Source organism: Muribaculum gordoncarteri, assembly GCF_004803695.1.
Classification (GTDB): Bacteria; Bacteroidota; Bacteroidia; order Bacteroidales; family Muribaculaceae; genus Muribaculum; species Muribaculum gordoncarteri.
Genome location: NZ_CP039393.1, coordinates 2,567,110 through 2,593,166 on the forward strand (window position 1 = coordinate 2,567,110; position 26,057 = coordinate 2,593,166).

18 protein-coding genes are annotated in these 26,057 nt (G+C 53.1%); 15 read left to right on the forward strand and 3 right to left on the reverse strand.

Annotated features, from left to right (window positions below; translation table 11 throughout):
* Positions 1–18: 18 nt before the first annotated feature.
* Positions 19–1,509, reverse strand: coding sequence for a xylulokinase (locus E7746_RS11335; protein WP_136410859.1), 1,491 nt, complete (start codon positions 1,507–1,509; stop codon positions 19–21).
* A 15-nt stretch (positions 1,510–1,524) separates the two neighbouring features.
* Positions 1,525–2,256: an NUDIX hydrolase gene (locus E7746_RS11340; RefSeq protein ID WP_370463460.1), complete on the reverse strand. Its 732-nt coding sequence runs from the start codon at positions 2,254–2,256 to the stop codon at positions 1,525–1,527.
* A gap of 450 nt (positions 2,257–2,706) precedes the next feature.
* Between E7746_RS11340 and E7746_RS11345 the strand changes: the two genes are divergently transcribed.
* The 8 genes from E7746_RS11345 to E7746_RS11380 all read left to right on the forward strand — a co-directional run bounded on the left by E7746_RS11345 (position 2,707) and on the right by E7746_RS11380 (position 13,192).
* Positions 2,707–3,936 (forward strand): glycosyltransferase, encoded by a 1,230-nt coding sequence (locus tag E7746_RS11345; RefSeq protein WP_168184375.1) that lies wholly within the window; start codon positions 2,707–2,709, stop codon positions 3,934–3,936.
* Positions 3,937–4,013: 77 nt separating this feature from the next.
* The gene (locus tag E7746_RS11350; protein WP_136410861.1) at positions 4,014–4,820 is read left to right on the forward strand and encodes a polysaccharide biosynthesis/export family protein; all 807 of its coding nucleotides are present in this window, start codon (positions 4,014–4,016) and stop codon (positions 4,818–4,820) included.
* Between the two features lie 19 nt (positions 4,821–4,839).
* Positions 4,840–7,149, forward strand: coding sequence for a GumC family protein (locus E7746_RS11355; RefSeq protein ID WP_136410862.1), 2,310 nt, complete (start codon positions 4,840–4,842; stop codon positions 7,147–7,149).
* 21 nt (positions 7,150–7,170) lie between these two features.
* Positions 7,171–8,703: a lipopolysaccharide biosynthesis protein gene (locus tag E7746_RS11360; RefSeq protein ID WP_136410863.1), complete on the forward strand. Its 1,533-nt coding sequence runs from the start codon at positions 7,171–7,173 to the stop codon at positions 8,701–8,703.
* The gene (locus E7746_RS11365) at positions 8,700–9,644 is read left to right on the forward strand and encodes a glycosyltransferase family 92 protein (protein WP_136410864.1); all 945 of its coding nucleotides are present in this window, start codon (positions 8,700–8,702) and stop codon (positions 9,642–9,644) included. The genes E7746_RS11360 and E7746_RS11365 overlap by 4 nt, the downstream gene beginning before the upstream one ends.
* Entirely contained in the window at positions 9,641–10,888 is a 1,248-nt protein-coding gene (locus E7746_RS11370) for a glycosyltransferase family 4 protein (protein WP_136410865.1), read from the forward strand. Before E7746_RS11365 ends, E7746_RS11370 begins: the two co-directional genes overlap by 4 nt.
* A complete protein-coding gene (locus E7746_RS11375) occupies positions 10,888–12,054 on the forward strand; it encodes an EpsG family protein (RefSeq protein WP_135946677.1) in 1,167 nt (388 codons plus the stop codon). The genes E7746_RS11370 and E7746_RS11375 overlap by 1 nt, the downstream gene beginning before the upstream one ends.
* Positions 12,026–13,192: a glycosyltransferase WbsX family protein gene (locus E7746_RS11380; RefSeq protein ID WP_136410866.1), complete on the forward strand. Its 1,167-nt coding sequence runs from the start codon at positions 12,026–12,028 to the stop codon at positions 13,190–13,192. The genes E7746_RS11375 and E7746_RS11380 overlap by 29 nt, the downstream gene beginning before the upstream one ends.
* On the opposite strand, the gene E7746_RS11385 is transcribed toward E7746_RS11380, so the two are convergent.
* Positions 13,168–14,157 carry a DUF5106 domain-containing protein gene (locus E7746_RS11385; protein WP_136410867.1) on the reverse strand — a complete coding sequence of 330 codons (990 nt, stop codon included), beginning with the start codon at positions 14,155–14,157 and terminating at the stop codon, positions 13,168–13,170. The genes E7746_RS11380 and E7746_RS11385 overlap by 25 nt on opposite strands.
* Before the next feature lie 474 nt (positions 14,158–14,631).
* On the opposite strand from E7746_RS11385, the gene E7746_RS11390 reads away from it, so the two are divergent.
* The 7 genes from E7746_RS11390 (at position 14,632) to E7746_RS11420 (ending at position 26,042) form a co-directional block, all read left to right on the forward strand.
* Entirely contained in the window at positions 14,632–15,264 is a 633-nt protein-coding gene (locus E7746_RS11390) for a DUF3575 domain-containing protein (RefSeq protein ID WP_168184376.1), read from the forward strand.
* A gap of 145 nt (positions 15,265–15,409) precedes the next feature.
* The gene (locus E7746_RS11395; protein WP_136410869.1) at positions 15,410–16,651 is read left to right on the forward strand and encodes a hypothetical protein; all 1,242 of its coding nucleotides are present in this window, start codon (positions 15,410–15,412) and stop codon (positions 16,649–16,651) included.
* 24 nt (positions 16,652–16,675) lie between these two features.
* Positions 16,676–17,551 carry a FimB/Mfa2 family fimbrial subunit gene (locus tag E7746_RS11400; RefSeq protein ID WP_123395530.1) on the forward strand — a complete coding sequence of 292 codons (876 nt, stop codon included), beginning with the start codon at positions 16,676–16,678 and terminating at the stop codon, positions 17,549–17,551.
* Between the two features lie 13 nt (positions 17,552–17,564).
* A complete protein-coding gene (locus E7746_RS11405) occupies positions 17,565–18,656 on the forward strand; it encodes a FimB/Mfa2 family fimbrial subunit (RefSeq protein ID WP_136410870.1) in 1,092 nt (363 codons plus the stop codon).
* A gap of 64 nt (positions 18,657–18,720) precedes the next feature.
* Complete coding sequence (locus E7746_RS11410; protein WP_136410871.1) at positions 18,721–21,141, forward strand: DUF4906 domain-containing protein; 2,421 nt, start codon at positions 18,721–18,723, stop codon at positions 21,139–21,141.
* A 52-nt stretch (positions 21,142–21,193) separates the two neighbouring features.
* Positions 21,194–23,620 carry a DUF4906 domain-containing protein gene (locus E7746_RS11415; protein WP_136410872.1) on the forward strand — a complete coding sequence of 809 codons (2,427 nt, stop codon included), beginning with the start codon at positions 21,194–21,196 and terminating at the stop codon, positions 23,618–23,620.
* 52 nt (positions 23,621–23,672) lie between these two features.
* Positions 23,673–26,042 (forward strand): DUF4906 domain-containing protein, encoded by a 2,370-nt coding sequence (locus E7746_RS11420; RefSeq protein ID WP_136410873.1) that lies wholly within the window; start codon positions 23,673–23,675, stop codon positions 26,040–26,042.
* The last annotated feature ends 15 nt before the right edge of the window (positions 26,043–26,057 follow it).

Here is a 26,057-nt window from a genome sequence, read left to right on the forward strand (position 1 = left end):
TTTTTTATGTAACAGTGTTTATTTGTTCAATATTGTTTCAAGGCGCTGCTTCCACAATCCGTAGGCGTCGCGATAGGCCTGACGGTCGGCTTCCTTGGGCTCGATAACCTCGATGCGGTCGAGTGTTGCAAAAGCCTCGTTGTTGTCCTTGTAGATTCCGGCACCTATGCCTGCGCCCTTGGCTGCGCCTACCGAACCGTCGGTATCAAACAGCTCGATGGTGGCACCGCTAACACCGGCAAGCGTTTCGCGGAAGAGCGGGCTGAGGAACATGTTGGCGTGTCCGGCGTGAATCTTCTTCACATCCATTCCCATCTGCTCCATTATCTCGATTCCGTACTGGAATGAGAACACGATACCCTCCTGAGCTGCTCGCACGATGTGCTGCTTGCCGTGCTTCAGGAAGTTTACGCCGTGGATCGAGCTGCCGATTTCGCGGTTCTGAAGCACACGCTCGGCACCGTTGCCGAAGGGGAGTATGCTCACGCCTTCGCTTCCTATGGAAGCCTGTGCGGCAAGGTCGTTCATGGCCGGATAGCTGATGCCTTCGGGAGCCACGGTGCGCTTAACCCAAGAGTTAAGGATGCCTGTGCCGTTGATGCACAGCAATATGCCGAGGCGTGTCTGCTCATTGGTGTGGTTGACATGAGCAAATGTGTTGACACGCGACTTGGGATCGTAATTTATCTCGCCGTTTACACCGTAAACAACACCCGAGGTACCTGCGGTAGATGCGATTTCACCGGGGTTGAACACGTTAAGCGACAAAGCGTTGTTGGGCTGGTCGCCTGCACGGTAGCACACCGGAGTACCCTCGGCAAGACCGAGTTCGGCGGCTGCATGGGCTGTAACCTGACCCTGTACCGAGAATGTAGGCACGATTTCGGGAATTATCGAGCTGCCGAATCCGAGATATTCCATGAGGAAGTCGGCAACCCGGCCGTTCTTGAAGTCCCAGAACATACCTTCGGAAAGTCCCGACAAGGTGGTGCACACACGGTCGGTGAGCTTCATTGCTATATAATCGCCGGGGAGCATGATTTTGTCGATGCGCTCAAACACCTCGGGCTCGTTGTCCTTCACCCATTTAAGCTTGGTGGCGGTGAAGTTGCCGGGAGAGTTTAGGAGGTGGCTCAGGCACTTTTCATGGCCGAGCTCGTCAAATGCCTTCTCGCCATAGGGAACTCCGCGTGAGTCACACCATATAATAGCGGGACGAAGCACGTTGTGGTCACGGTCGATGCACACAAGACCGTGCATCTGATAGGAGATTCCGATTGCCTTTATGTCGGCCGGATTAACCTTTGACTCGGCAAGCACTGCGGCTGTCGACTGCTTCAGGTGTTCCCACCACTGCTCGGGGCGCTGCTCGGCCCAACCTTGCTTAACTGCAATAATCTCGGCCTCCGACTTGGGGAAGAAAGCCGATGATACACACTTGCCTGTTTCGGCATTAACGATGCTCGCTTTTACCGACGAGCTGCCTATATCATATCCTAATAAGTACATAGCTTATATAATTGGTTATCGTCTGTTCTTATTATATATCTTTCGGTCAAATTTGTAGTAACGAGCCGCACGATGAGCCACGCCCTGCTGCCTCTCCTCAAGAGGAACGACATAGTCCATCATTGCTATTTTCTTGTGGAAGTTGCGCACATCGATCGCATGGCCGTAGATAAGCTCAAACATGGTGCGCAATTGCGATGCGGTGAATTTTCGGGGCAACAGGTCAAAGAGCATCACGGGATTCACCTCGGCCGCATCCCTGATATAGTGCATCGCCTCGGTGAGAATGAGGTTGTGGTCAAATGCCAGACGCTTGACATCGTTCAACGGCACCCAACCGGCCTTGTGAGCATCAAGTGACTTGTCGATTGCACGGTCGATTTTCACAAGCGCGAGATAGGAGATGGTAACTATACGCTCTACACGGGCCTGCTGCGCACGCTCGAGCCAATGCACATCCTTGGGATCGCTCGTTCTATTCTTTGATCCATAGGCACGGAATTGCATCAGCTTGATGTTTTTGACGCCTGTAAGTTCATTCAGCACTCTCAAAGCGGCCCCGTCAAGATCCTCATCCTGATAGATGAGGCTTCCGGGAAGTTTCATGTCGTGATAGGCGAGCCCGTCTTCTTCGCCGTGACGGTTAACGAGGAGCACATTCAATTGTGTTCCGTCAAATCCTATCACAACGCAGTCGACCGATATGTGATTATTGGCTAATGGAGGATAAATTACTTCACCTTGCATAGATTCCATATATATTTCCGACACAAAAGTAGCGATATTTTATGAATATGCAACATTCAATTTTATGTTGTAAAACATTGTTTATAGCCCCGGTAGTTATCTTACTTTGTACAATATTACTTTTATGGGTTAATGTAATAGCTACAATATGTATTTCTGTAGAATCGCGACTACCCTAATTGTAATAAGTACAATAAGGCAAAACTCCGCGAAATAAGGCATAATAGCGAGTTGGCAAGTAGCGGTTGTAACAGAATCTTATTGTAGATTTGCATCGCCTCGATTCAAGCAGCCCCAGCATCGCGCAGGCTCAAAGTTAAATATTGTTAACCGAATTAATGGGTTTATATCGCACTTCATCTCGCCGCGACATCATCTTTTTCACGAGTGTATGCTGTGTATTGTGAAAGGTTTTGTAAATTTGCACAAATAATAGCCAAATCGCTCACAGTGACTTACAATATCGACAATCAGGCATTGATAGCGTTGACGCTTTCATGTCTGGCCGCAGCTACCGCAATAGCAATACTTATTATATATGCACGACGCATAATACTTGTCGTACGCAATGCGCGACGACAGGCCGACGACACCAATCAGGTTTTCGGGCTTTCACCGGCATCGATCATCGTGTATGCCTACGAGAACCCCGACGGAGTGGCCGCACTGCTTCCATCACTGCTGTCGCAGGACTACGACGGCGGCTTTGAGGTGATAGTCGTCAACGACGGCAACGACGAGGCCACCGACTCACTGCTGCGCGAACTTGAAGCGACTCACAAGAATCTATATCACACATTCACGCCTCATGACACCCGCAACGTGTCGCGCAAGAAACTTGCGATAACGCTCGGCATCAAGGCGGCTCACTATGAGTCGATAGTGCTCGTAACGGCCGACAGCCGCATAACATCGCAACGATGGCTCGAAAAGATGGCACGTCACTTCAACGACAACGAGAAGGACATTGTGATAGGCTACGCATTTCCCGACCTCGACAACGTGGCCAACACCCCGTCGCGTGGCGAAGTCCAAGACTGGCTCATCGACATAGTTCACTATCTGGCAGCTGCACTCGACGGACACACCTATCGAGGTGACGGCGACAATCTCGCCTACCGCCGCAGCCTGTTTTTCAAGAACAAGGGATTCTCGCAGTCGCTCAACCTCAGCTACGGCGACGACGATGTATTCATCCATCAGTGCGCCACTCCGCGCAACGTTGCAGTCGAGCTGTCGCGCGAAAGCCATGTGAGCACTTCGTTCAACAATCCGCGTGAAGCGATGAAGCACAAGAAACTGCAATACACCTTCACGTCGTCACATGCCGGCAAGTGGCAGCACCGCCTCTACGGATTCTGCCTTGCACTGCTGTGGGTGTGGCTGCTGCTCACCGTGGCATCGATTGCAATCGCCCCGCGCAACCTCATGGTGATAGGCGCCAACATCGTAGTGGCACTTCTGCTCTGGGTTCCGCTCATAGCCTCGTGGAACAGTGCGTCACGCGCACTCGGAGGCCATCGGTTCTTCTTCTCCGTGCCTCTGGCTCTGCTGTGGCGTCCGATACGCAACATCATCTATTATATAAAGAGTCACCGCGCCCACAGCGGACAGTATGCCTGGCAGACTCTCGGGCCTTCGGCCAACTGGTCGAAACTGACCGACGACACGGCAAAATAAACGCGCTCCGGGTTACGTTATCACAATAAGGCGACGACATGTCACGCCTTATCGACCAATCATCACTCTTCATCGATATGAGAACAATTCTACACATAATTATATTGTCGGCGGCTTTGATGCTTGCGTCATGTAGCGCTCCCAAATCGTCGCTGACCTACTTCGAGGACCTCAGCGGCACGCAATCGGGCACTCTGCCATCGACCGATTACGAGATAAAGCTCCGTCCCGACGACGAACTGCTCATAACCGTGACATCGCTCGTACCCGAAGCAACTGCCGAATACAACCTCCCGCTCTCCAATCCGGCCACGCAAAGCAGCATAATGACCCCGTCGCAGGGAAAGCAGCAGACCTATATTGTCGACAAAAGCGGCGACATAAAATTTCCCGGCATAGGCATGATTCATGTCGACGGCATGACAACATCGCAACTTGCGTCGCTGCTCGCAAAGAAAATCAGCGCCGAGGTCGAGGACCCCTACGTGAAAGTGGTGCTCGTCAACTTCCGCATCAATGTGATGGGCGAGGTCAACCGCCCCGGATCAATAGAAGTGAACCGCGAGCGTTACTCAATACTCGATGCACTCGCCGATGCCGGCGACCTGACACAATACGGCGAACGTGACAACATACTGCTCGTGCGCGAGGAGAACAACGGAACAAAGACATTCCACCACCTCAACCTCAACGACTCGGAACTCTTGTCGTCGCCTTACTTCTATCTGCAACAGAACGATGTAGTGTGCGTGAATCCCAACAAGATTCGCAAGGACAATTCAAAGTACAACCAAAACAACGCCTTCAAGCTATCGGTCGTATCGGCCGTCACCGGAGCATGCTCGGTGATTGCGTCACTGATAATCGCCCTTGTAATACGCTAAAACCAAACGCCACCTGACCATGAAACCTAACGACCCGGCATATAAAAAACGTGACAACCGCATCGAGATAGCCGACCTCATAAGCCTCTATCGCTCCAAGTGGCCGGCATTTCTCATCTCCATCGCGGCATGCCTTGCCGTGGCCGCTCTCTACATTTACATCAAGGCGCCCGTATATGAAATCCAGGCCAACATACTCATCACCGACGACGACAAGACATCGGACTTCATGCGCTCCATCAGCATGGCCGACATGTTTGTCAACAACACATCGGTCGACGAGGAGATGTCGATACTGAACTCCCACTCGCTTTTCCGCAACGTGACCGAAGAGCTCGGATGCAACATAACCTATACGGTAAAGGAGAACCTGATCAAGCGGACAAAGAAGTATTCGGGCACACCGGTGAAGCTCACTCCTCCCGCCGGAATAGCCGACACGCTGCGCCGCTCGCTGAAGTTCAAGCTGAAAGCCGACAAGGAGGGAGTTGTGAGCGTGACCGTACGCAACAACCGCGACAAAATCGTGGGCGAGGTCAAGGAGAAGCGGTTTCCGGTAACCGTGACTACACCCTACGGCGACTTCATCCTGTCGACAACCGACACCTATGAAAAGGGACGGAGCCTGTCGATGCAGATAGGGTTCTGTGGATACGACCTCGCGGCTGAACTGCTGCAGAAAGAGGTGATGTGCTACATCCCCAACAAGAAGGCCGATGTGATAACCGTTGCGCTCAACAGCACCGACATCAACTATGCCAAGAGCGTGGTCAACGCAGTAATCCAACAATATAACGCACGCGGCATCGAGGAGAACCAACGGAAAGCTCAGCAGACAGCCGACTTCATCGACAAGAGGCTCGTCGACATTTCAAAGGAGCTGAACGATGCCGAAAGCGACATCGAGCAATACAAGCAGTCGCATGACATTGTGGATGTGGAGGTAGAAACCAAATATCTCCTGACCCGGAAAGGCACGCTCGAAGAGAGCCTCATTGCCGCCGAAACCGAAGTAGGCGTGCTCGAGCTTACGCGTGACTTCATTGCCGATCCAGCCAACCGCTTCAACCTGATTCCTACACCGCTCGGTGCCGAAGCCGCCGCCGAGGCAATAGAAGCCTACAACTCACTGATTCTTGAACGCATACGGCTTGAAAAGAGCGCGAAGCCGGGCAACAAGGTGCTCACGGCCCTCAACGAGCAGATCGACGCCATGCGCACCAACGTGGCCACGACGCTGGAGCGCTCGATAGCGTCGGCGCGCGTTACGCTGAATGAACTTCGCGGCAAGAGCGGGGATTCGCAGTCGCGCCTCGGCGACATCCCGGCGAGGGAGCGTGAGTTTGTCAACATCAAGCGTCGACAGGCCGTGAAGGAGAACCTCTACCTGTTTCTGCTGAAGGAGCGTGAGGAGTCGGCCCTGCGCATAGCCAACGCCGTGCCCAAGGGAATGATAATCGACAAGGCCTACGCGCTCTCCGACCAAGTGAACATGACGCCGGCCAAAGTGCTCATCCTTGCGTTTCTGCTCGGACTGTTCATCGTGCCGCTGTGGCTCTACTTCCGCTCGCTGATACGCAACAAGTTCTCCGACATGCGCGAGTTGCAACGGCTCACCACGATACCCATACTCGGCGAAGTGTCGCTCGACCGCAGCGGCGACAAGCTTGTCACCGCCGGCAACTCATCGTCGTCGACCGCCGAGCTGTTCCGCCTGCTTAGAAGCAACCTGCAATTCATAACCGGAGGTATCAACGCCAAAGTGCTGCTCGTGACATCGTCGACAGCCGGCGAAGGGAAATCGTTTGTCGCCATCAACATGGCCGCATCGCTCACCATTTCGGGCAAGCGCGTGGTGCTTGTGGGAATGGACATACGCAATCCGCAGCTCACCAACTATCTCGGAGTGGCATCGGAAACCGGACTCACCACCTATCTTTCGTCGTCGCAATACACAATCGACGACATAACGGTACACCACCCCGAAGTAAAGGGACTCGACATAATAACCTCAGGCCCGGTACCGCCCAACCCGTCGGAGCTGCTCATGTCGACGCGCGTCGACAACCTGTTCAGCGAACTGCGCTCACGCTACGACTACATCATCATCGACAGCGCACCGGTAGGCATGGTAAGCGACACCTATTCGCTCGCCCGCGTAAGTGACGCTACAATCTATGTGTGCCGTGCCAACCACACGACATTCAGCGACATCGAATTTGTCAACCGACTTTATGCCGAAAAACGCCTTCCCCACATTGCGCTTGTGCTCAACGGCACCCATGTGCGCAAAGGCTACGGCTACGGTTACGGCTATGGCAAGGCATAATTCCTCTCAACGACAACCGACATGACACGCAACAGCTACAACAACCGGCGCATAGCACGCAACTCCATGTTGCTGTACTGCCGGTCGGTGGTCACGCTTGTCATCTCGCTCTACACCTCGCGCATAGTTCTGGAAGCTCTCGGATTTGAGGACTTCGGCGTGTATGCCCTGGTGGGGAGCACCGTCACGATGTTCAGCCTCTTCAGCACTTCGTTCATCTCGTCGACCCAGCGCTTCTTCAACATCGCCATGGAACGTAACGGCATCGACGAACTGTCGAGAATCTTCACCGCATCGGTCAAGCTGCACCGGTTGCTCGCAGCCGGCATCCTCATCCTCTTTGAAACACTGGGACTGTGGATTGTCAACACCAAACTGAACTTCCCGCCCGAGGACATGCCGGCAGTGCATGTAGTCTATCAGCTATCGGTCGTGTCATTTCTTTTCAATGTGCTGAGCGTCCCCTATAATGCCGTCATCACCGCCAAGGAGCGCATGGGCCTCTTTGCAGCCGTCAACATAGCCGAGTCGGTAGTCAAGTTGGGGATAGCCGTCGCGCTCATGCACACATCGAGCAACCGGCTTATATTTTACGCCGCGATGCTGACTACGCTGAGCGTGGCGGTGAGAATTTTCTACGGCATCTATTGCCGATGCCACTTCAGCGAATGTCGCATGGTCAAGATAACCGACAAGCGCATATACCGCGAAATACTCGGAATATCGGGCTGGAATTTCCTCGGCTCAAGCAGTTCGATAATCACAATCGAGAGCATAGGCATCGTCCTCAACCTATTTTTCAACGTGCTCATGAACGCCGCCAAGGGGTTGGCGTCACAGATTGAGAATGTCGTGAGGTCGCTTGTTGAAAATCTGATGATGTCGATAAGGCCGCAGCTCACCCGGTCCTACGCTTCGGGCGATACAGCATTCTTCAATTCGCTCGTAAGCCGTGGCACACGTTTTGGCACCTATCTCACGCTTCTGCTGTGTCTGCCGCTGCTGTTCCGCACCTATACGCTGCTGTCGCTGTGGCTGAAATCGGTGCCGTCGTACACGGTGCCTTTTGTGCGCATCATAATGATCTACATCCTCATCATGCCCGCCTCGTCGGTACTCGACACCGTAACGCTTGCATCGGGGAGGATAAAGAGCAGCCAGATTACGCTGTCACTGTTGCAGCTCTCCAATCTGCCGCTCATGTGCCTCGCGCTATACGCAGGGCTGCCCCCCTATTGTGTCTACCTGCCGTTTATAGTAACAGGATACATATCCCTGTATATCAGGTTGAAATATGCCATAGCCAACTCCACAATAACGATGAAATCGTATATGACTGACACATTCGCGCCCATCGTCTACGTGACATTGTTCACATTGCCGTTGCCGATTGCGCTGCAGCTGTGGATATTTGACGCCGACACGATTGCCAACACATTTATAATGTGCGTCATCTTGACTCTGTCGTTATCGGCGTCGGTCTATGCATTCGGCATAACGAGAGAGGAACGTAACGTGATATTGAACCATATACGCAAACAACAGCGGCCATGAACAAGACAATTAAGATAGCGATAAAACGACACATAGTCACGCCGGCGGTAAATCTGTTCTACCGCGGCCTGTTTGCCATGCGTCGGCCATGCGTAAACAGCGATGCGCGTTACATGTTTGCGATATGTGCCATATTCCGCAATGAAGTGCGTTACATGCGCGAATGGATTGAATATCACTTGCTGATAGGGGTCGACCACATATTCCTCTACAACAACTTCTCGACCGACGATTTCATGTCGATACTCCAACCCTATATTGAAAAAGGAGTAGTAACGCTCACCGAATGGCCCCGTGAACACGGACAGATGGAGTGTTACATGCACTGCTCGGCCAATTTCGGCAAGTCGTGCCGATGGATTGCCTTCATCGACCTTGACGAGTACATCTGCCCCCATGAGGCAACCGACATAAAAGAGTGGATCAAGCGTTACGAAAAGTATCCCGGAGTGATATTGTACTGGCTGATGTTCGGAACTGCGGGGCGACTGCATCCCGACTCCGAGAAGACGCTTATAGAGCAGTACACCACATCATGGCAGGAGTTGCGCAACACCGGAAAACCGATATGGAACACGGCGTTTCCTCTCGAGGAGCTCTTTGTGCACTACCTCTACGGCTCCGTATCGATTTTCGGAATCAAATTCAAGGTGCCGATGGTAAATGAGTCGGGAAGCTTTGTCGTGTACCCTGACCATCATCCACTGCCGCGACACAACACTATACGCATCAACCACTATTGGAGCAAAAGCATCGAAGAGTACCACGACAAGATGGCACGCGGCTCGGCCTTTTCGGCCAAAAAAAATGAGATACGCCGCAAAGTGGATTTCTTCCTGTGGCATGAGCACCATGTGGTGAGGGACGACCGCGTCATCTTCAGGTTTCTGACCCAACTAAAGATGCGGCTTAATGGTTTAGACTTCAATTTACCGAAATGAGAGTGCTGTGGTTTTCAACAAACCCGTCGCTCTATGACGACGGATACCGGCCATTTAACAACGGCGGCGGATGGATAGGTGCGCTTGAGCGCATCGTGCGTGACATTCCCGGCATTGAACTGGCCGTGGCATTTGAGCATCCCGTCGACAACCAAAAGCGAGTACGCGACCGCGTCACCTACTATCCCATCCGTATCGACTCGCTCATCTACCGCCTCCGCAACAAAATCGAGTTCTCGCACCAAGAGCGTTACCTGATGCCGTGCTGCATGGAGATAGTCAACGACTTCAAGCCCGACATAATAGAGTGCTTCGGCAGCGAATGGTGCTTCGGTCTTATCGCCGCACTCACCGATGTGCCGGTGGTGACGCATCTGCAGGGGCTCATGGCACCATGTCACAACACGCTCTATCCGCCGCGTTACAACAGTTACACCGAAGCGGCATGGCAGCTGTCGCGACTGCGCCCCCACAAGGCACTGCGTGCGTTGCTCGAACCGCGCAAGAGCCGTCAACGCGTCGAACGCGAGCGCAGGGTGATGCTTGCATGTCACAACTTCATGGGACGCACCGAGTGGGACAAAAGCGTGACATCGCTCCTCTCGCCCGGCTCGCGTTACTTCACCTGCAACGAGGCGTTACGCCCGTGCTTCCTCGACATGACGCGGCAATGGAGCCTCCACAACGGCCGCGACACACTGCGCCTATGCACCACCGTACACGGCAGCCTGTGGAAGGGGCTCGACATAATATTGAAGACCGCGCGTTGCCTCCATGACACCGCCGGCCGTAAGGTCGAATGGCACATAATAGGCTCTCCCGCCTGCAGTGACTATGTGGAGTGGATGGAGAAGGACACATTTGCACGACATAACGTGCGCTTTCTCGGCGTGCTCGACGCCGACACAATAAAGGAGGAGCTGCTCGACTGCGACCTCTACATCCAGCCCTCCTACATCGACAACAGTCCTAACTCGCTGTGTGAGGCAATGGCGCTCGGAGTTCCGTGCATAGCCTCGGCAACGGGGGGCATACCCTCGATCATCACCCACGGAGTCAACGGCCTGCTCACTCAGGTCAACGACCCCTACGCACTTGCGTCAGCGATATTGCGGCTTAGCGGTGACCCCGACATGATGTCACGCCTCTCATCGGCGGCACTGTCGACATCGCGCAAGCGTCACGCTCCCGAAACAATCGCAAAGCAACTCATCGAAGCCTATCAATCAATAATGTCACGGTAATGGTCTACAATCTGTTTGTCATATTCACATTGTCGATGCTCTTCCTGTGGTACAGGAGCAACTACGAGCGGCTTCAGTTCATCAACGCCATATTCATAGCGGCATGGGTCATGTTCTCAATCGAGTTCTACACCACCCGCGACTATCCGGTGTACTATGAAAACTTCAACCGCCCCGGCGAACATGTAATGTGGGAACCGCTCTACCGAATGTTACTCGACATTTTCCGCCCTGTGGGATTCATCGTATTCAACTCCGTGATGGCCGCCTTCGAGATGTACACGCTCTGCTTCCTCTACAAGAGAGCCGTCCCAAAAGCCTACATGTGGGTTGGCATAGTGATTCTAATCATACAGCCCATGAACATGCTGCTCTACATGAACATGAAGCGTCAGTTTCTTGCGATGGCGATAGTGCTTTGGGTCATATACTTTATGGTCTACTCCCGCAACCGGTTGCGCTGGTTGTGGGCCGTGACGGCATTTGCCGCAGCAGTCAACATCCACACCTCGGCATTGGTGTGCGCTCCATTCTTCCTGCTTCCGCTCGTCAGATTCCGGCTGAACAAGGTTGCCATAATATCGCTGATAGCGGTCTACGTTCTCCTCATGTCGTTCAGCCTCTCATCATTCAGCGACCTGCTGTATGATGTCGTCGATGTAGTTCAGGGCGACGAGATGGGCGACGACCGCTACACGATGTACATCGAGGAGCAGGACCGCATGGACCCCAAGGCCACAATGCCGGGAATATTCTCGCGCATATTCAGCGCAGCCATGTTCATTCTGCTGCTCATCTACAACCGCCGCACATCGCCCGAAGGGTTCAAGATATTCCTCATCGCTATCGCCTCGCTCATGGGCGGAAACTTCCTCTTCGGCAACTTCGCCCGACTGAACTACTATTACGAAATAACATTTATCATCGCACTGCCGCTACTGCTTCAGGCCATGCGCGAAAACTCATCGTCGGTAGCGTCACGCACAGTCTACGCCGCATTCCTCGCTCTCGCGCTCCTGATTCCCGGCAAAGCCTATTACAACGCGATGTTTGGCGAAAAGGTCTACTTCACCCAGGCCAAGTACCGTTACTTCTACACGATATTTCATTCCAATCCAGACAAGTCGGAGTACTACTATGAAGGAGAGAAACGACCACACCGATAACGAGCGGCTCAAGGCGAGAGTGATAGCCATGTATCTGCCACAGTTCCACCGCACCGAGGTCAACGACCGCTACTGGGGAGAGGGATTCACCGAGTGGGACAACGTGACAAAGGCGCGCCCGCTGTTCAAGGGTCACGAGCAGCCCAAGCTGCCCGACAACACACTCGGCTTCTACGACCTGTCACGCCCCGAAATACGCGAGTTGCAGGCCCGACTTGCCGCCGACGCGGGAATCGAGGGATTCATGTACTGGCACTACTGGTTTGGCAACGGAACGATGGCGCTCAACCGCCCGCTGGAGGATGTGCTGTCGTCGGGGGCGCCCGACTACCCTTTCTGCATGGGATGGGCCAACCACTCCTGGCACACCGGGTCGTGGACCGCAGCGGGTGGCCGACGACACAAAAGCATCACCATATTCAACCAGCTTTACCCCGGCGTCGACGACCATATAGCCCACTTCAACTACTGCCTGCCGGCATTCCGCGACAAGCGTTACATCACCGTCGACCAATGCCCGCTCTTTGCGATATGGGCACCCTGTGACATACCCGACCTGAAAGGGTTCATCAAGCTGTGGAGATCGCTCGCAGCCGAAGCCGGACTTAAAGGACTGCATCTGACGGCCATAAGGGTGAGCCGCAAGGACATGACCGTCGACGAGCTGATCGACGCCGGATTTGACTCGGTAAACAACTGCAACTACAACATGTGGAGAGCAGAATGTCATGTCGCAGGCTCAAAGTGGCTCAAAATGGCACGCAGCTTCCTGTCGCAACACCTGAACGCGGCATTGCAGCGCTACGACTATGCCGAAATAATCAAGTGGATGTGTGACGACACCGACCGTCGCGAGGATGTCTACCCTACAATCCTACCGGGCTACGACCGCTCTCCCCGAGCCGGACGCAAAGCACAAATCTACACCGGCAACACGCCTCAGCTTTTTGCCCGCCATGCAGCCGATGCCATAAGCCGAGTGGCCGACAAGTCACCCGAACACCGCATCATACTCCTGAAGTCATGGAACGAATGGGGCGAAGGCAACTACATGGAGCCCGACCGGCTACACGGCGCGGCCTTTCTCGCCGCCCTCAAGGAAGCGTTATATCATCATTCAGCCGACATCTCATTATAGAGCCAATCGGCAAGCAGCGGCAGCGGAGGATCCTTCAATATGACGCTGTTGTCGGGAGCGATGAGATATAGCACCGGCATTGCAGGAAGCGAATATATCTCCTTCTCCTCTATCTCACCACCGGGTGACATACAATTCATCCAATCCCCGGGCATTGAGTCGCGCGACCGTTCCCACACATCACTGTCGCCGTCGGCATACACCGCCATCACCTTAACCAATCCCGCCTCCACGGCATAAGCGAGGACATCCAGTTGCTTCAGCTCCTCGATTATCTCATGACAATGGCTACACTCGGGGTCATAGAAAACCACCAGCCTACACTGGCCGGCCTTCGCCTCGCCATAAAGCGTGGTGGCCTTTCCCCGATTGTCAATCACCTTGAAATCGGCCGCCGGTGTGCCCTGCCTGTTCTTAAGCACCTCCTTGATTCCATCCTCGACTTTTACCCGCGAAGCGTCATCAAGTGAGTCGGACCTGGAAGCCGCCTCAAGGAAGATGTAGTAAAGCTCCTCATCGCGCATCGACGAGTTAGGGCTCGTGAGAAAGCGTCGCGTCACACGCAGCACCCGGCCCAGTGACGCAGGCGTCACCTCCGACAGCTTCACCAACCGCCCGGCCGCCTTGACGGCATCATCGGCCGACACGTAGGGAAACACCGAAAAATAGTTGGCAAAGTGGTGCTCCATAAACCGGTCATCGTTCACCCTTATTGTATCGGAGAAGTCCATATTATCCCAAAAATGGATTGCGACATAACCTGCCATCTCCTGCGGGTCGGTCATCGTAGCCGGAGCCTCGGGCACCACAAGCTCCATGGCCGATTCCGGTCGGGAAATGGTATCGACGGGAGTGTCAGTAGCGGCCGAAGCGTTACGCCCTGCAGGGGAGTTGCACGACATGACCAAGAGCATGACAAGCGTCACGAAGGTTGCTTTCAGCAGTTTCAAATTATAGAGATTCATAGCCGGAATTTATCAACATCATTCAGGTGCAAAGTTAAGAAAGAGTTGAGCATAACGACAATTCAATGCCACAAATTTTAACAACTATGCCATCGCCGGTTGATAAAAATTGTAAACATTTGATGGGGTTATCGGTTGAAAATAAGCAAATGCGTCGGCGCAGTTAATCTACGTTAGTTTAAATAATGTTAAAATAGGGGGGGGTAAGAAATAAAAATACATAATAATGAAATTATCGTTTCATCAAATATTATATCTTTGCGACCAAAATTTTTCCATAATCGACTACCACAGAAAGCGAGTAGCCATGAATCGATAAACAATTTTAACATTGTGACTCCAACCCCGGGAAGGAGGAACAATATTAAAGACAACAAAAACATTATGCGAACTAATCGTTCATTCTTAAGAAAAATGGTAATTGCCTCTTGTTTTGCTTGCGTTGTTATCGCTCCAGTGAATGTTGAGGCAGGTGTGCAATCCGACAATGGAAGAGCCACGGAAAGTGAATTGCGCGAACAGGGAACCAACGAGCGCATACTTTCCGCTGACAGCAGTGCGGACAGGCAACAGGGAGATATTGTAAAGTATCCAAAGTGGAATGTAGGGACAAATCTGCTCGAATGGATAGGCGTGATGCCTGACCTTAAATACACCACGTGGGCATCCAATGTGCATGGCGAGTTTTACTTCAAGAAGCAATATTCGGTGTTGCTCTCGGCCGCCTACAGTGAACACCACTATTCCCATGGCGACAAATTCCAGGGATTTACATCGTACATTGTCGAACCACGCTACTGGCTCCGCAAGGATGCCACGTTTCAAGGATTCTTCGGTGGAATCTACGGCCAGCTCGGCGACTATAACGACATCGACCTCGAACGCAAATACACGGGTCACTTCTGGGGAGCCGGTCTATCGGCCGGATATCTCTATCCCGTGTGGAGAGGTCTTGCCGTAGAATTCAATATCCGTGCGGGATATCGCTCGACCGAGGTCAAGAAATATGTCTATAACGATGCCGGCGACCGTTGTCTTTGCCAGCGCATCGACAAGAATCAATTCAAGCTCACAGGCTTCGCCCTTAACATCTCCTGGCGTTTCTAACCGGAAGGCCGAGAGCGTTTTGCGGGCAGTCAAGGTAATGGTTTCGGCATTCCGATTCCACGACCCTTTACAGCTACGAAATCACATACGAAATATTTAAATACTTCAAAACATTTATCATTATCAACCAATTATGAAAAAATTTATGTTTATGCTAGCGCTCGGTTCAGTGCTCTTCGGACTAAGCGCATGCTCATCGGATGATGAAAACATCGAAGGCGAATCTACCGAAGGATGTGTTTTCATCAAACTTGAGAATGTAGTCGGACCATCTTCTCGAATGACAGAGGATCCTAAATTAGAGTCTGACATCACCGAGTTCCACAACGGTTTCATCATCTTCGGAACACCCAAGCAGGCTATCCGCAAGCACTATGAAATCGTGACCGACCCCAAATTGCTTGACAAGACCGACCACGTGATTCTCCTTGACGAGCTTCGCAAAGGTAAGACTTTCAAAGATATACCCGGCGATGTAACCAACGTAGCCATCATAGCCAACATAACCGAGGACGAAATCAACCCCGAAGAGTTCCACAATGGTACACTCCGCTTCTACAACGACGTCCTCAACAAGATAATCAATCTTGAGAACCAGTACAAGGACAACATGAGCCATGTAGCCCTCTACGACATGAAGCCCCTCGAAGTTACCGGAGGTAACGCCATGAGCGCCACACTTGAACTCCGCCCCATGTGCGCCCGTCTTGAAATCGCCAAGATTACCCCGGGACCCGATGTTGTAGAGTATCAGGTCGATGGTATCTATCTGGCAGGTTTCTACAAGCAGATGTATGTAAGCCAGATTTCCAACCGCGAATTCTGGGCATCACCCGACTATGACAACGCCGACCCCGCAACCGAGCTTATCAACTTCTACACCGGCTATCCCTATCTCGTCAACACCGACATCAAGGCCGTTAAGGAAACAATGGGTGAAGGCGACGACGCACGCGAAGTAACAGCCTTCTATCCTGAGGAAGATGGCAAGGTGTGGGCATTCCCCTTCTTCGGAAAGTATGAACCCCGCAACGACACCGAGCACTACGGACTTCGTCTTATCGTAAAGGTTTCCAACCTGAAGGTTTATCTGAAGGACGAGAACGGCGACCGCCACTTGCGCGATGTAACCGCATGGGACAAGGAGCAGGGCGTTCCCGAAGAAAAGGCCGGTATCCGCTACCTCAACATCAACGGTTTCGTAGAGAACTATCACGACACTCAGGCCGAGCCCGTACAGTTCTACAACGGCAACATCTATCAGGTACAGAACTTCGAGATCACCACTCAGAACCTTTCGGACCGCATCATGCCTACCGACATCAATGTCAACATCACAGTGACAGTCAAGGCCTGGAGCATCAAGAAGGTATATCCGCAGATTTAATCATCACCACGACAACTTAGCCTCATGTCAAAAGTATTATCCCGAATCCTTGTCACAGTGTACCTGTCGCTCCTGTGCCAGGCTTGCATCACCGAAGTCGATGTAGGCGCATGCAACAACACCGTGATACGGTTTGAATACCTTGCTGACGGTGACGAGGATGTGTTCCCCGAATACATCACCTCGGTTACCTACTGCATCTATGACAGCGAAGGCGAGATAGTGACACAGGCGACGCTCGACCAAAATCGCCTTGATGAATTTCAAGGCGTGAAGCTGCGTCTTCCATCGGCAGGCACTTACTCATTGACAGCGTGGGGAAATTTAGGCGGAGATTGCGTGCTGGAGTCCCAGGAAACCCTTTCGGGCGGCCGAGTAGTGCTTCCCGGAGAGAATCCCAAGACATTCAACAAGCTCTATCTCGGTAAACTCGACTTCGACCTCGAGAGTGTCGACGGACGCCATGAGTGGACAGCACCCATGCATTCAGTCCACGTGACGCTGAACGCCTATATCCAATCGACGAGCGATGAGTTTTCGGCCTCCGATTTTATGCTGAAAGTCGGTGAATTTGCCACCGGAGTTTCCAACAGCGGCGAGATACTCGGTCCGCAACGCATATACACACTCGGATTTTCCGAAGGTGAGAACGCCATGCTTGAAGCATCGGCATGGCTTCCGCGTTTCAACGAGCACACAAGCGCCACCCTCGAGGTGTGCAGCGCCGCCACCGGCAACCGCATCACATCGGTGGACCTGGCAGGTTACATTTCAGCAAACAATATCCGGCTCACCGGAGTGGAAGAGGCCGTGGTCGACATCCTGATTTCAGTTTCAGGCACCAATATCTCAATCCGATTCCCCGGATGGAAGCCTAAACCCATCTATCCGAGCATTTAAACCTCAAAGAGAAATGTTGCAAAAACTGCATGACATACTTATCGTGGCCGGCGGCATCATGGCGACAATGCTCACTGCGTGCTCTTCAGAGGAACCCCTCGCCGAGGAGCCCAAAGGTGACCTTTTCGTAACCATCGAGGCCCGCAGTCCGCGTGCAGACGAGGATGCGACATCAGATGTCCACTCCGACCTCACTCTCCAAGAGGGCATAGTGCTCATATATGATGAGGACGGCGTCTATGAAGGCGGAGATAGGATTGACCCTGACAAGAGAGTTGCTTCACTGCGTATTCCCGAAGGCAAAAAGCGTATTGTAGTCCTGGCCAACGCGCCCAAGATACTCCGCGACCGCGTAGCCATCGACTGCCACACGCCGATTACCGACGAGTACGGCAATGTCAAGACCTACAAGGGCGACACGGTGTGGAGCAATATCAAGCCTGTGTACAGGTATTACGCCGAACTGAGATCTTCGCTATCATTTTCGGACAAAGTGCTTCAAAGCGTCCAGTCAAGCCATCGCATGGTTCTGATACATGACAATATCGTGAATGTAGCAGCCGATGAAGAGGACAGCAAGACGAGCTATGTCGAGATTCCGCTCGCTCCGCCCATGGCGAGAGTGGATCTGCACGCCCGCTGCCTGCCCTCGGAAACAAGCCGCATAGCCGGCGCTGCCATAAGGGTTTCAAAAGCCTACACGAAACTCAATTGGGACTTGTCATATCCGAACGACGAAACGACCAACACGGTAACAGTGGAATTCTCCGATGTTTCCGACAAAATGACACCTGTAGTCACCGAAAACGAGCTTTTCAGTGACTGGATACTCGAAAATGTCAAGGAGGACTCACCTATTGCCTCACTCTATACCTACTATACCGACCCCAACGCAGTCCTTGAAATAGGCCTGCTGTTTAAAGGCAGCGTCGAGTATGACTGGTATCCGATAGAGATGTCGGAGCTTCTCAAGCCCGGTGAATACAAGGGCCTTGAAGCCGGACATTTATATCAGATTTTCATAACGATATACCCCGACAAGGTCGGCCACATAATCGTTGACCCCTGGGTAGTACCGTCAAATCTTGAATTTACAATCGGTTGATGACAGCTTCCCGGATTCTCCGGGAATCCGGGAAGCTTTTCTATTATTTTTTCGCATACAGATAATGAAGCTATTCAGCCATATAGCTATGTTTGCCGCAGGGATGCTGGCTCTTGCCTCCTGCTCTGATGAAAGCATCGTCGAAATCGATGTCGACGACCCGTTCGTTCAGCCGGGCGACCGCGCCGCTACTATCGAGGTGCCGTTGCGATTCCATGTCGAAAAGCCGTCGTTAATAGGCAAGCCGCTCGTCAACGACATACCCTCACGCGCCGAAGGTAAAGGCGACGACACCACCGACGACCCCGAAAAGGCCGCCGAGGAGGCCATAAACGACATCTGGGTATTCCAATATGACGAAAACGGCAATCAGCTCATAGTACCGCGATTCTACAAGGTTGAGTCGTCGGAGATCAGGAAGCTGAACATACGCCTCGCCGAGGGCAACGACAGCCACGTTTATGTGCTGGCCAACACCGGCGACGAAACGTGGGCGCAGGACAAGGACTTTTCTACAGTGGAAAAGTTTGTGTCCTACGAATATCCATTTACCGAGGATAACGTTGAGATGGGCGAGGATGAACGGCTGCTCATGGAGGGCCATGTCGAGTCGACCATCCGAAAGGAAACCGACCTGCACCCCATCGACATTCACCTGACACGAATGATGGCCAAAATCAGTTTCAAGTATGTCACTGCAGCCGCAGCCTCCAACCTGGTGGTAAACCGCGTCATCATCAACAACATGCCCATGAACATGCGCATGGAGGAAACGCCCAAGGAGGAGAACTATCCCACGGGCGAGGACTTTGAAACACGCTCGGTGACTCTCGACAACAACTTCTCGTCGGGAAAGGTCTACACATTCTACATGCCCGCCAACCGACGCGGCACATCGTCCAACACCGACCCGAAACTAAAGAACAACGGCGCACCCGACAAAGCGCTGTACGTACAGCTATTCGTATCATCGAAGTCCAACGGCTCAAACTACCTCTACACTATATACCTTGGCGAAAACGACACGAATGACTACAACGTGCGCCGCAACCACAACTACAACATCACGCTCAAGATAAACTCGGAGGGCCGCGACGACCGTGTGCTCGCCGCACCCGCCAACTGCTTCGTGCTCGGCCACAACGAGGAGATAATGTTTGACCCCTACAACCGCACCGAAACGGGCGGCGGCTGGAAATACTCCGACTACGTAAACAAGAAAGTGGCGTCAAAGCGCATCGAAACCGTGAAAGTACTGTGGCAGGAGCAGAACGTAATCGGCGACAACTCCAATCAGACCGATCCCGCAAAGCGTCGCGTGTGGAAGGACGAGTATGACCGCATACACGTGAAGTCGGCCAAGACCAACGGCAATGCTGTTATTGCCGGCTACAACAGCGCAAACGAAATCGTGTGGTCATGGCACATCTGGGTCAACAACGAGAAACCCGCCGAAATATCCAAGGCCATAGCCTACAAGACCTTCGGATGGGACAACGGCGGAATCAAGAAAGACGCCGGACGCGTTGTCAAGGGACGAGCACTCATGTCGTGCAACATCGGAGCCCACAGCGCATCGGCCACCGGTGCAAACAGCTACGGAGCCGTATTCCAGTGGGGACGCAAGGACCCGTTCCCCATAGGATGGAAGGTGACCAACTGCAGCTCGGGCGCATACATGTTCCACAAAAATAATATCGGAGTGATAGCCGACAACTCCAATAAGGAAATCAAAATGACCACCGACGGAGGCAAGGAAAATTGCGGCGAGCTGTTTGACTATCAGAAGACCAATGCCACGATAGGCAAAATCGAATATACGCTTAAGCATCCCACCATATTCCTCGGGGCCACTAATACCGAAAGTTCTTCAGGAGCCATGAGTACCGACACCTGGCGCCAGCCCAAGACATGGGTTAACAATGGCGACTGGTACTGGGGCGGTGAAGACCGCCTTTGGGGAGGCAAGCCTTTCGCTCAGGCCACAAAAAAGTTTCTCGTGCATCCGAAAGGCTCGACATGGCTCGATTGCGGCACAATGGCTGTCGACGGCTGGCTGAGCGACAACGGCGCAACCGAGAAGTCGCTCTTCGACCCGTGTCCCGCAGGATGGATGGTTCCTCCGGCCGACATGTGGCTTTCATTCACAGTCGACGGCAAGAACTCCGGTTGGGGCACCAACGCCACCAGCCGCGTCAACGGCACATTCCAGTCGGGAATCTACGGACACAGAATCTATGTGGAGGCATGGAAAAGCGGAAAGACGGTGTACTTCCCCAGCAACGGATTCCGCAACAGCAACGGCACACTGCGCCGCAACGGCAACTGCGGCAACTATCACACATCGACGCCGAGTACCAACGGTACAGTAAACTGCTTCCACATCCACAACGCATCGGCGGCCCTTCCGTTTGAAACAGGATATGAGTCGACACGCCGTGCATTTGCCGGTCCCGTGCGTTGCGTGCGCGATGTCGACGATTGATTGTCACACAATAAGCTACTACAACACCCCTCTCAATAATAATTAACCCGAAATGAGCTATCTCAGGAAACTTATTGACATTACGGCATCGACATTGCTAATGCTTGCAGCTGTGTCATGCTCCGACAACGAATACATTACCGAAGTCGACGACCCGTCGGTTCAGCCGGGCGACCGCGCCGCCACAATCGAGGTGCCGTTGCGATTTCATGTCGAAAAGCCGTCGTTAATAGGCAAGCCGCTCGTCAACGACATACCCTCACGCGCCGAAGGTAAAGGCGACGACACCACCGACGACCCCGAAAAGGCCGCCGAGGAGGCCATAAACGACATCTGGGTATTCCAATATGACGAAAACGGCAATCAGCTCATAGTACCGCGATTCTACAAGGTTGAGTCGTCGGAGATCAGGAAGCTGAACATACGCCTCGCCGAGGGCAACGACAGCCACGTTTATGTGCTGGCCAACACCGGCGACGAAACGTGGGCGCAGGACAAGGACTTTTCTACAGTGGAAAAGTTTGTGTCCTACGAATATCCATTTACCGAGGATAACGTTGAGATGGGCGAGGATGAACGGCTGCTCATGGAGGGCCATGTCGAGTCGACCATCCGAAAGGAAACCGACCTGCACCCCATCGACATTCACCTGACACGAATGATGGCCAAAATCAGTTTCAAGTATGTCACTGCAGCCGCAGCCTCCAACCTGGTGGTAAACCGCGTCATCATCAACAACATGCCCATGAACATGCGCATGGAGGAAACGCCCAAGGAGGAGAACTATCCCACGGGCGAGGACTTTGAAACACGCTCGGTGACTCTCGACAACAACTTCTCGTCGGGAAAGGTCTACACATTCTACATGCCCGCCAACCGACGCGGCACATCGTCCAACACCGACCCGAAACTAAAGAACAACGGCGCACCCGACAAAGCGCTGTACGTACAGCTATTCGTATCATCGAAGTCCAACGGCTCAAACTACCTCTACACTATATACCTTGGCGAAAACGACACGAATGACTACAACGTGCGCCGCAACCACAACTACAACATCACGCTCAAGATAAACTCGGAGGGCCGCGACGACCGTGTGCTCGCCGCACCCGCCAACTGCTTCGTGCTCGGCCACAACGAGGAGATAATGTTTGACCCCTACAACCGCACCGAAACGGGCGGCGGCTGGAAATACTCCGACTACGTAAACAAGAAAGTGGCGTCAAAGCGCATCGAAACCGTGAAAGTACTGTGGCAGGAGCAGAACGTAATCGGCGACAACTCCAATCAGACCGATCCCGCAAAGCGTCGCGTGTGGAAGGACGAGTATGACCGCATACACGTGAAGTCGGCCAAGACCAACGGCAATGCTGTTATTGCCGGCTACAACAGCGCAAACGAAATCGTGTGGTCATGGCACATCTGGGTCAACAACGAGAAACCCGCCGAAATATCCAAGGCCATAGCCTACAAGACCTTCGGATGGGACAACGGCGGAATCAAGAAAGACGCCGGACGCGTTGTCAAGGGACGAGCACTCATGTCGTGCAACATCGGAGCCCACAGCGCATCGGCCACCGGTGCAAACAGCTACGGAGCCGTATTCCAGTGGGGACGCAAGGACCCGTTCCCCATAGGATGGAAGGTGACCAACTGCAGCTCGGGCGCATACATGTTCCACAAAAATAATATCGGAGTGATAGCCGACAACTCCAATAAGGAAATCAAAATGACCACCGACGGAGGCAAGGAAAATTGCGGCGAGCTGTTTGACTATCAGAAGACCAATGCCACGATAGGCAAAATCGAATATACGCTTAAGCATCCCACCATATTCCTCGGGGCCACTAATACCGAAAGTTCTTCAGGAGCCATGAGTACCGACACCTGGCGCCAGCCCAAGACATGGGTTAACAATGGCGACTGGTACTGGGGCGGTGAAGACCGCCTTTGGGGAGGCAAGCCTTTCGCTCAGGCCACAAAAAAGTTTCTCGTGCATCCGAAAGGCTCGACATGGCTCGATTGCGGCACAATGGCTGTCGACGGCTGGCTGAGCGACAACGGCGCAACCGAGAAGTCGCTCTTCGACCCGTGTCCCGCAGGATGGATGGTTCCTCCGGCCGACATGTGGCTTTCATTCACAGTCGACGGCAAGAACTCCGGTTGGGGCACCAACGCCACCAGCCGCGTCAACGGCACATTCCAGTCGGGAATCTACGGACACAGAATCTATGTGGAGGCATGGAAAAGCGGAAAGACGGTGTACTTCCCCAGCAACGGATTCCGCAACAGCAACGGCACACTGCGCCGCAACGGCAACTGCGGCAACTATCACACATCGACGCCGAGTACCAACGGTACAGTAAACTGCTTCCACATCCACAACGCATCGGCGGCCCTTCCGTTTGAAACAGGATATGAGTCGACACGCCGTGCATTTGCCGGTCCCGTGCGTTGCGTGCGCGATGTCGACGATTGATTGTCACACAATAAGCTACTACAACACCCCTCTCAATAATAATTAACCCGAAATGAGCTATCTCAGGAAACTTATTGACATTACGGCATCGACATTGCTAATGCTTGCAGCTGTGTCATGCTCCGACAACGAATACATTACCGAAGTCGACGACCCGTCGGTTCAGCCGGGCGACCGCGCCGCCACAATCGAGGTGTCGTTGCGATTTCATGTCGAGAAACCGTCGTTAATAGGCAAGCCGCTCGTCAACGACATACCCTCACGCGCCGAAGGCGATGAAGAAACCGACGACCCCAAAAAGGCCGCCGAGGAGGCCATAAACGACATCTGGGTGTTCCAATATGACGAAAACGGCAACCAGCTCATAGCCCCGCGATTCTACAAGGTGGAGTCGTCGGAGATCAGGAAGCTGAACATTCGCCTCGCCGAGGGCAACGACAGTCACGTGTATGTGCTGGCCAACACCGGCGACGAAACGTGGGCGCAGGACAAGGACTTTTCTACAGTTGAGAAGTTTGTGTCCTACGAGTATCCATTTACCGAGGATAATGTCGAGATGGGCGAGGATGAGCGACTGCTCATGGAGGGTCATGTCGAGTCGACTATCCGAAAGGAAACCGACCTGCATCCCATCGACATTCATCTGACACGAATGATGGCTAAGATAAGCTTCAAATACGTTACGGCCGAAGACGCCAAGAGCCTCATCGTGACACGTGTCATCATCAACAATATGCCGCTCGCCATGCGCATGGAGGAAACTCCCAAGGAGGAGAACTATCCCACCGGCAATGACTTTGAAACACGCTCGGTGACTCTCGACAAGAAGCTTGCATCGGGCGAGGTCTACACATTCTACATGCCGGCCAACCGTCGCGGCACGACAACCAACACCGATCCCAAGGCAAAGAACAACGGAGCGCCCGAGAAGGCCCTTTATGTGCAGCTTTTCGTCACATCGAGGTCCAACGGCTCCAACTTCCTCTACACGATATACCTCGGCGAAAACGATACAAATGACTTCAACGTGCGCCGCAACCACAACTACAACATCACGCTCAATCTGAAGTCGGAAATACGTGACGACCGCGTGCTTGCAGCTGCCGCCAACTGCTTCGTGGTCAACCCCAACAACGAAATCATGTTTGACCCCTACACCCGCACCGAAACGGGCGGTGGCTGGAAATACTCCGACTACGTGAACAAGAAAGTTCCAGCAAAGAAGATAGCCTATGTAAAAATCCTGTGGCAATATGTTAATGTCATAGGCGACAACAGCAAGGGCGACCGTGTGTGGCTCGACCAATACGACCGTGTGCATGTGAAGACAGGTACAGCCGTGGGTAATGCCGTCATAGCGGCCTACAACTCGTCAAACAAAATCCTGTGGTCATGGCACATCTGGGTCAACAACGACAAGCCGGCCAACCTCGACGAGGCTGTACCCTACTATACTTTCGGATGGACCGGAAGTGCCGACGGTAAAACAGGCAGCATCATCACCACCAACGACAAGCGCTCCGTTAAAGGCCGCTCATTGATGAAGTGCAATCTCGGAGCGAAGTCGGGCAATGCCAACGATTACGGCTTAAAGACTTACGGAACCGTGTATCAATGGGGACGCAAGGATCCGTTCCCGATTGGAAATTTGGACTATAATGTGGACTATTACCAATACAGCCGCGGCAACGTGGGTGACCTGCGTGACAACAATAACGCTACAATAGCCATGAACACCACCGGAGCCGTACACACGACCGAATTGTTCAGCACTGAGCAGGCAAGCGCCACCACCGGCACAATAGCCTATGCAATCGAACATCCCACCCACTTTATAAGTCCGGTAAAATCAGGAGCCTCCAACCCATCAGATGCATCGACCTGCAACAACGACGGCGACTGGTTCTGGGGACACAATGATCTCCTTTGGGGAGGCAAGCCCTACTCAAATGCCAAGAAATATGAAGTTACTACCGGATGTGTGCTCTCGGACAACGGAGCAACCGAAAAATCCATCTTCGACCCGTGTCCGGCAGGATGGATGGTGCCTCCGGGCGACATGTGGCTCGGATTTACCAAAAACGGCAGGAATGCCACCGGTGGCGTCTATGGAAACATAAACTCCGTGCACACCAGCGACAACGCAAGCTATCGAGGCTTCAGGATGTATGTCCAGGAGTGGAAAAAGGGCAAGTGGGTGTACTTCCCGAGTCAGGGACTGCGCACAGCCGGAGGTCGCCCGTGGCGTAACGGGATGTGTGGAAACTATCACACTTCATCGGCCTCGGCAGGAGGTCGCGTGAACATATTCCATCTCCACACTCCCGGCGAAGTCGACCCGTTTGAAACAAGCTTCGGCTACTCCCGCCGTGCCGTGGGAGGCCCCGTACGCTGCGTGCGCGATGTCGACGAAAGTGAATAACGACACTATCTTATA

Excerpts from the sequence above, each read along its gene's own strand:
- E7746_RS11370 (WP_136410865.1), top strand. The coding sequence starts at position 9,641 with ATGAGAGTGCTGTGGTTTTCAACAAACCCGTCGCTCTATGACGACGGA.
- E7746_RS11410 (WP_136410871.1), top strand. The coding sequence starts at position 18,721 with ATGAAGCTATTCAGCCATATAGCTATGTTTGCCGCAGGGATGCTGGCT.
- E7746_RS11365 (WP_136410864.1), top strand. The coding sequence starts at position 8,700 with ATGAACAAGACAATTAAGATAGCGATAAAACGACACATAGTCACGCCG.
- E7746_RS11395 (WP_136410869.1), top strand. The coding sequence starts at position 15,410 with ATGTTTATGCTAGCGCTCGGTTCAGTGCTCTTCGGACTAAGCGCATGC.
- E7746_RS11355 (WP_136410862.1), top strand. The coding sequence starts at position 4,840 with ATGAAACCTAACGACCCGGCATATAAAAAACGTGACAACCGCATCGAG.
- E7746_RS11375 (WP_135946677.1), top strand. The coding sequence starts at position 10,888 with ATGGTCTACAATCTGTTTGTCATATTCACATTGTCGATGCTCTTCCTG.
- E7746_RS11405 (WP_136410870.1), top strand. The coding sequence starts at position 17,565 with ATGTTGCAAAAACTGCATGACATACTTATCGTGGCCGGCGGCATCATG.
- E7746_RS11340 (WP_370463460.1), bottom strand. The coding sequence starts at position 2,256 with ATGCAAGGTGAAGTAATTTATCCTCCATTAGCCAATAATCACATATCG.
- E7746_RS11400 (WP_123395530.1), top strand. The coding sequence starts at position 16,676 with ATGTCAAAAGTATTATCCCGAATCCTTGTCACAGTGTACCTGTCGCTC.
- E7746_RS11360 (WP_136410863.1), top strand. The coding sequence starts at position 7,171 with ATGACACGCAACAGCTACAACAACCGGCGCATAGCACGCAACTCCATG.
- E7746_RS11350 (WP_136410861.1), top strand. The coding sequence starts at position 4,014 with ATGAGAACAATTCTACACATAATTATATTGTCGGCGGCTTTGATGCTT.
- E7746_RS11420 (WP_136410873.1), top strand. The coding sequence starts at position 23,673 with ATGAGCTATCTCAGGAAACTTATTGACATTACGGCATCGACATTGCTA.
- E7746_RS11380 (WP_136410866.1), top strand. The coding sequence starts at position 12,026 with ATGAAGGAGAGAAACGACCACACCGATAACGAGCGGCTCAAGGCGAGA.
- E7746_RS11335 (WP_136410859.1), bottom strand. The coding sequence starts at position 1,509 with ATGTACTTATTAGGATATGATATAGGCAGCTCGTCGGTAAAAGCGAGC.
- E7746_RS11385 (WP_136410867.1), bottom strand. The coding sequence starts at position 14,157 with ATGAATCTCTATAATTTGAAACTGCTGAAAGCAACCTTCGTGACGCTT.
- E7746_RS11415 (WP_136410872.1), top strand. The coding sequence starts at position 21,194 with ATGAGCTATCTCAGGAAACTTATTGACATTACGGCATCGACATTGCTA.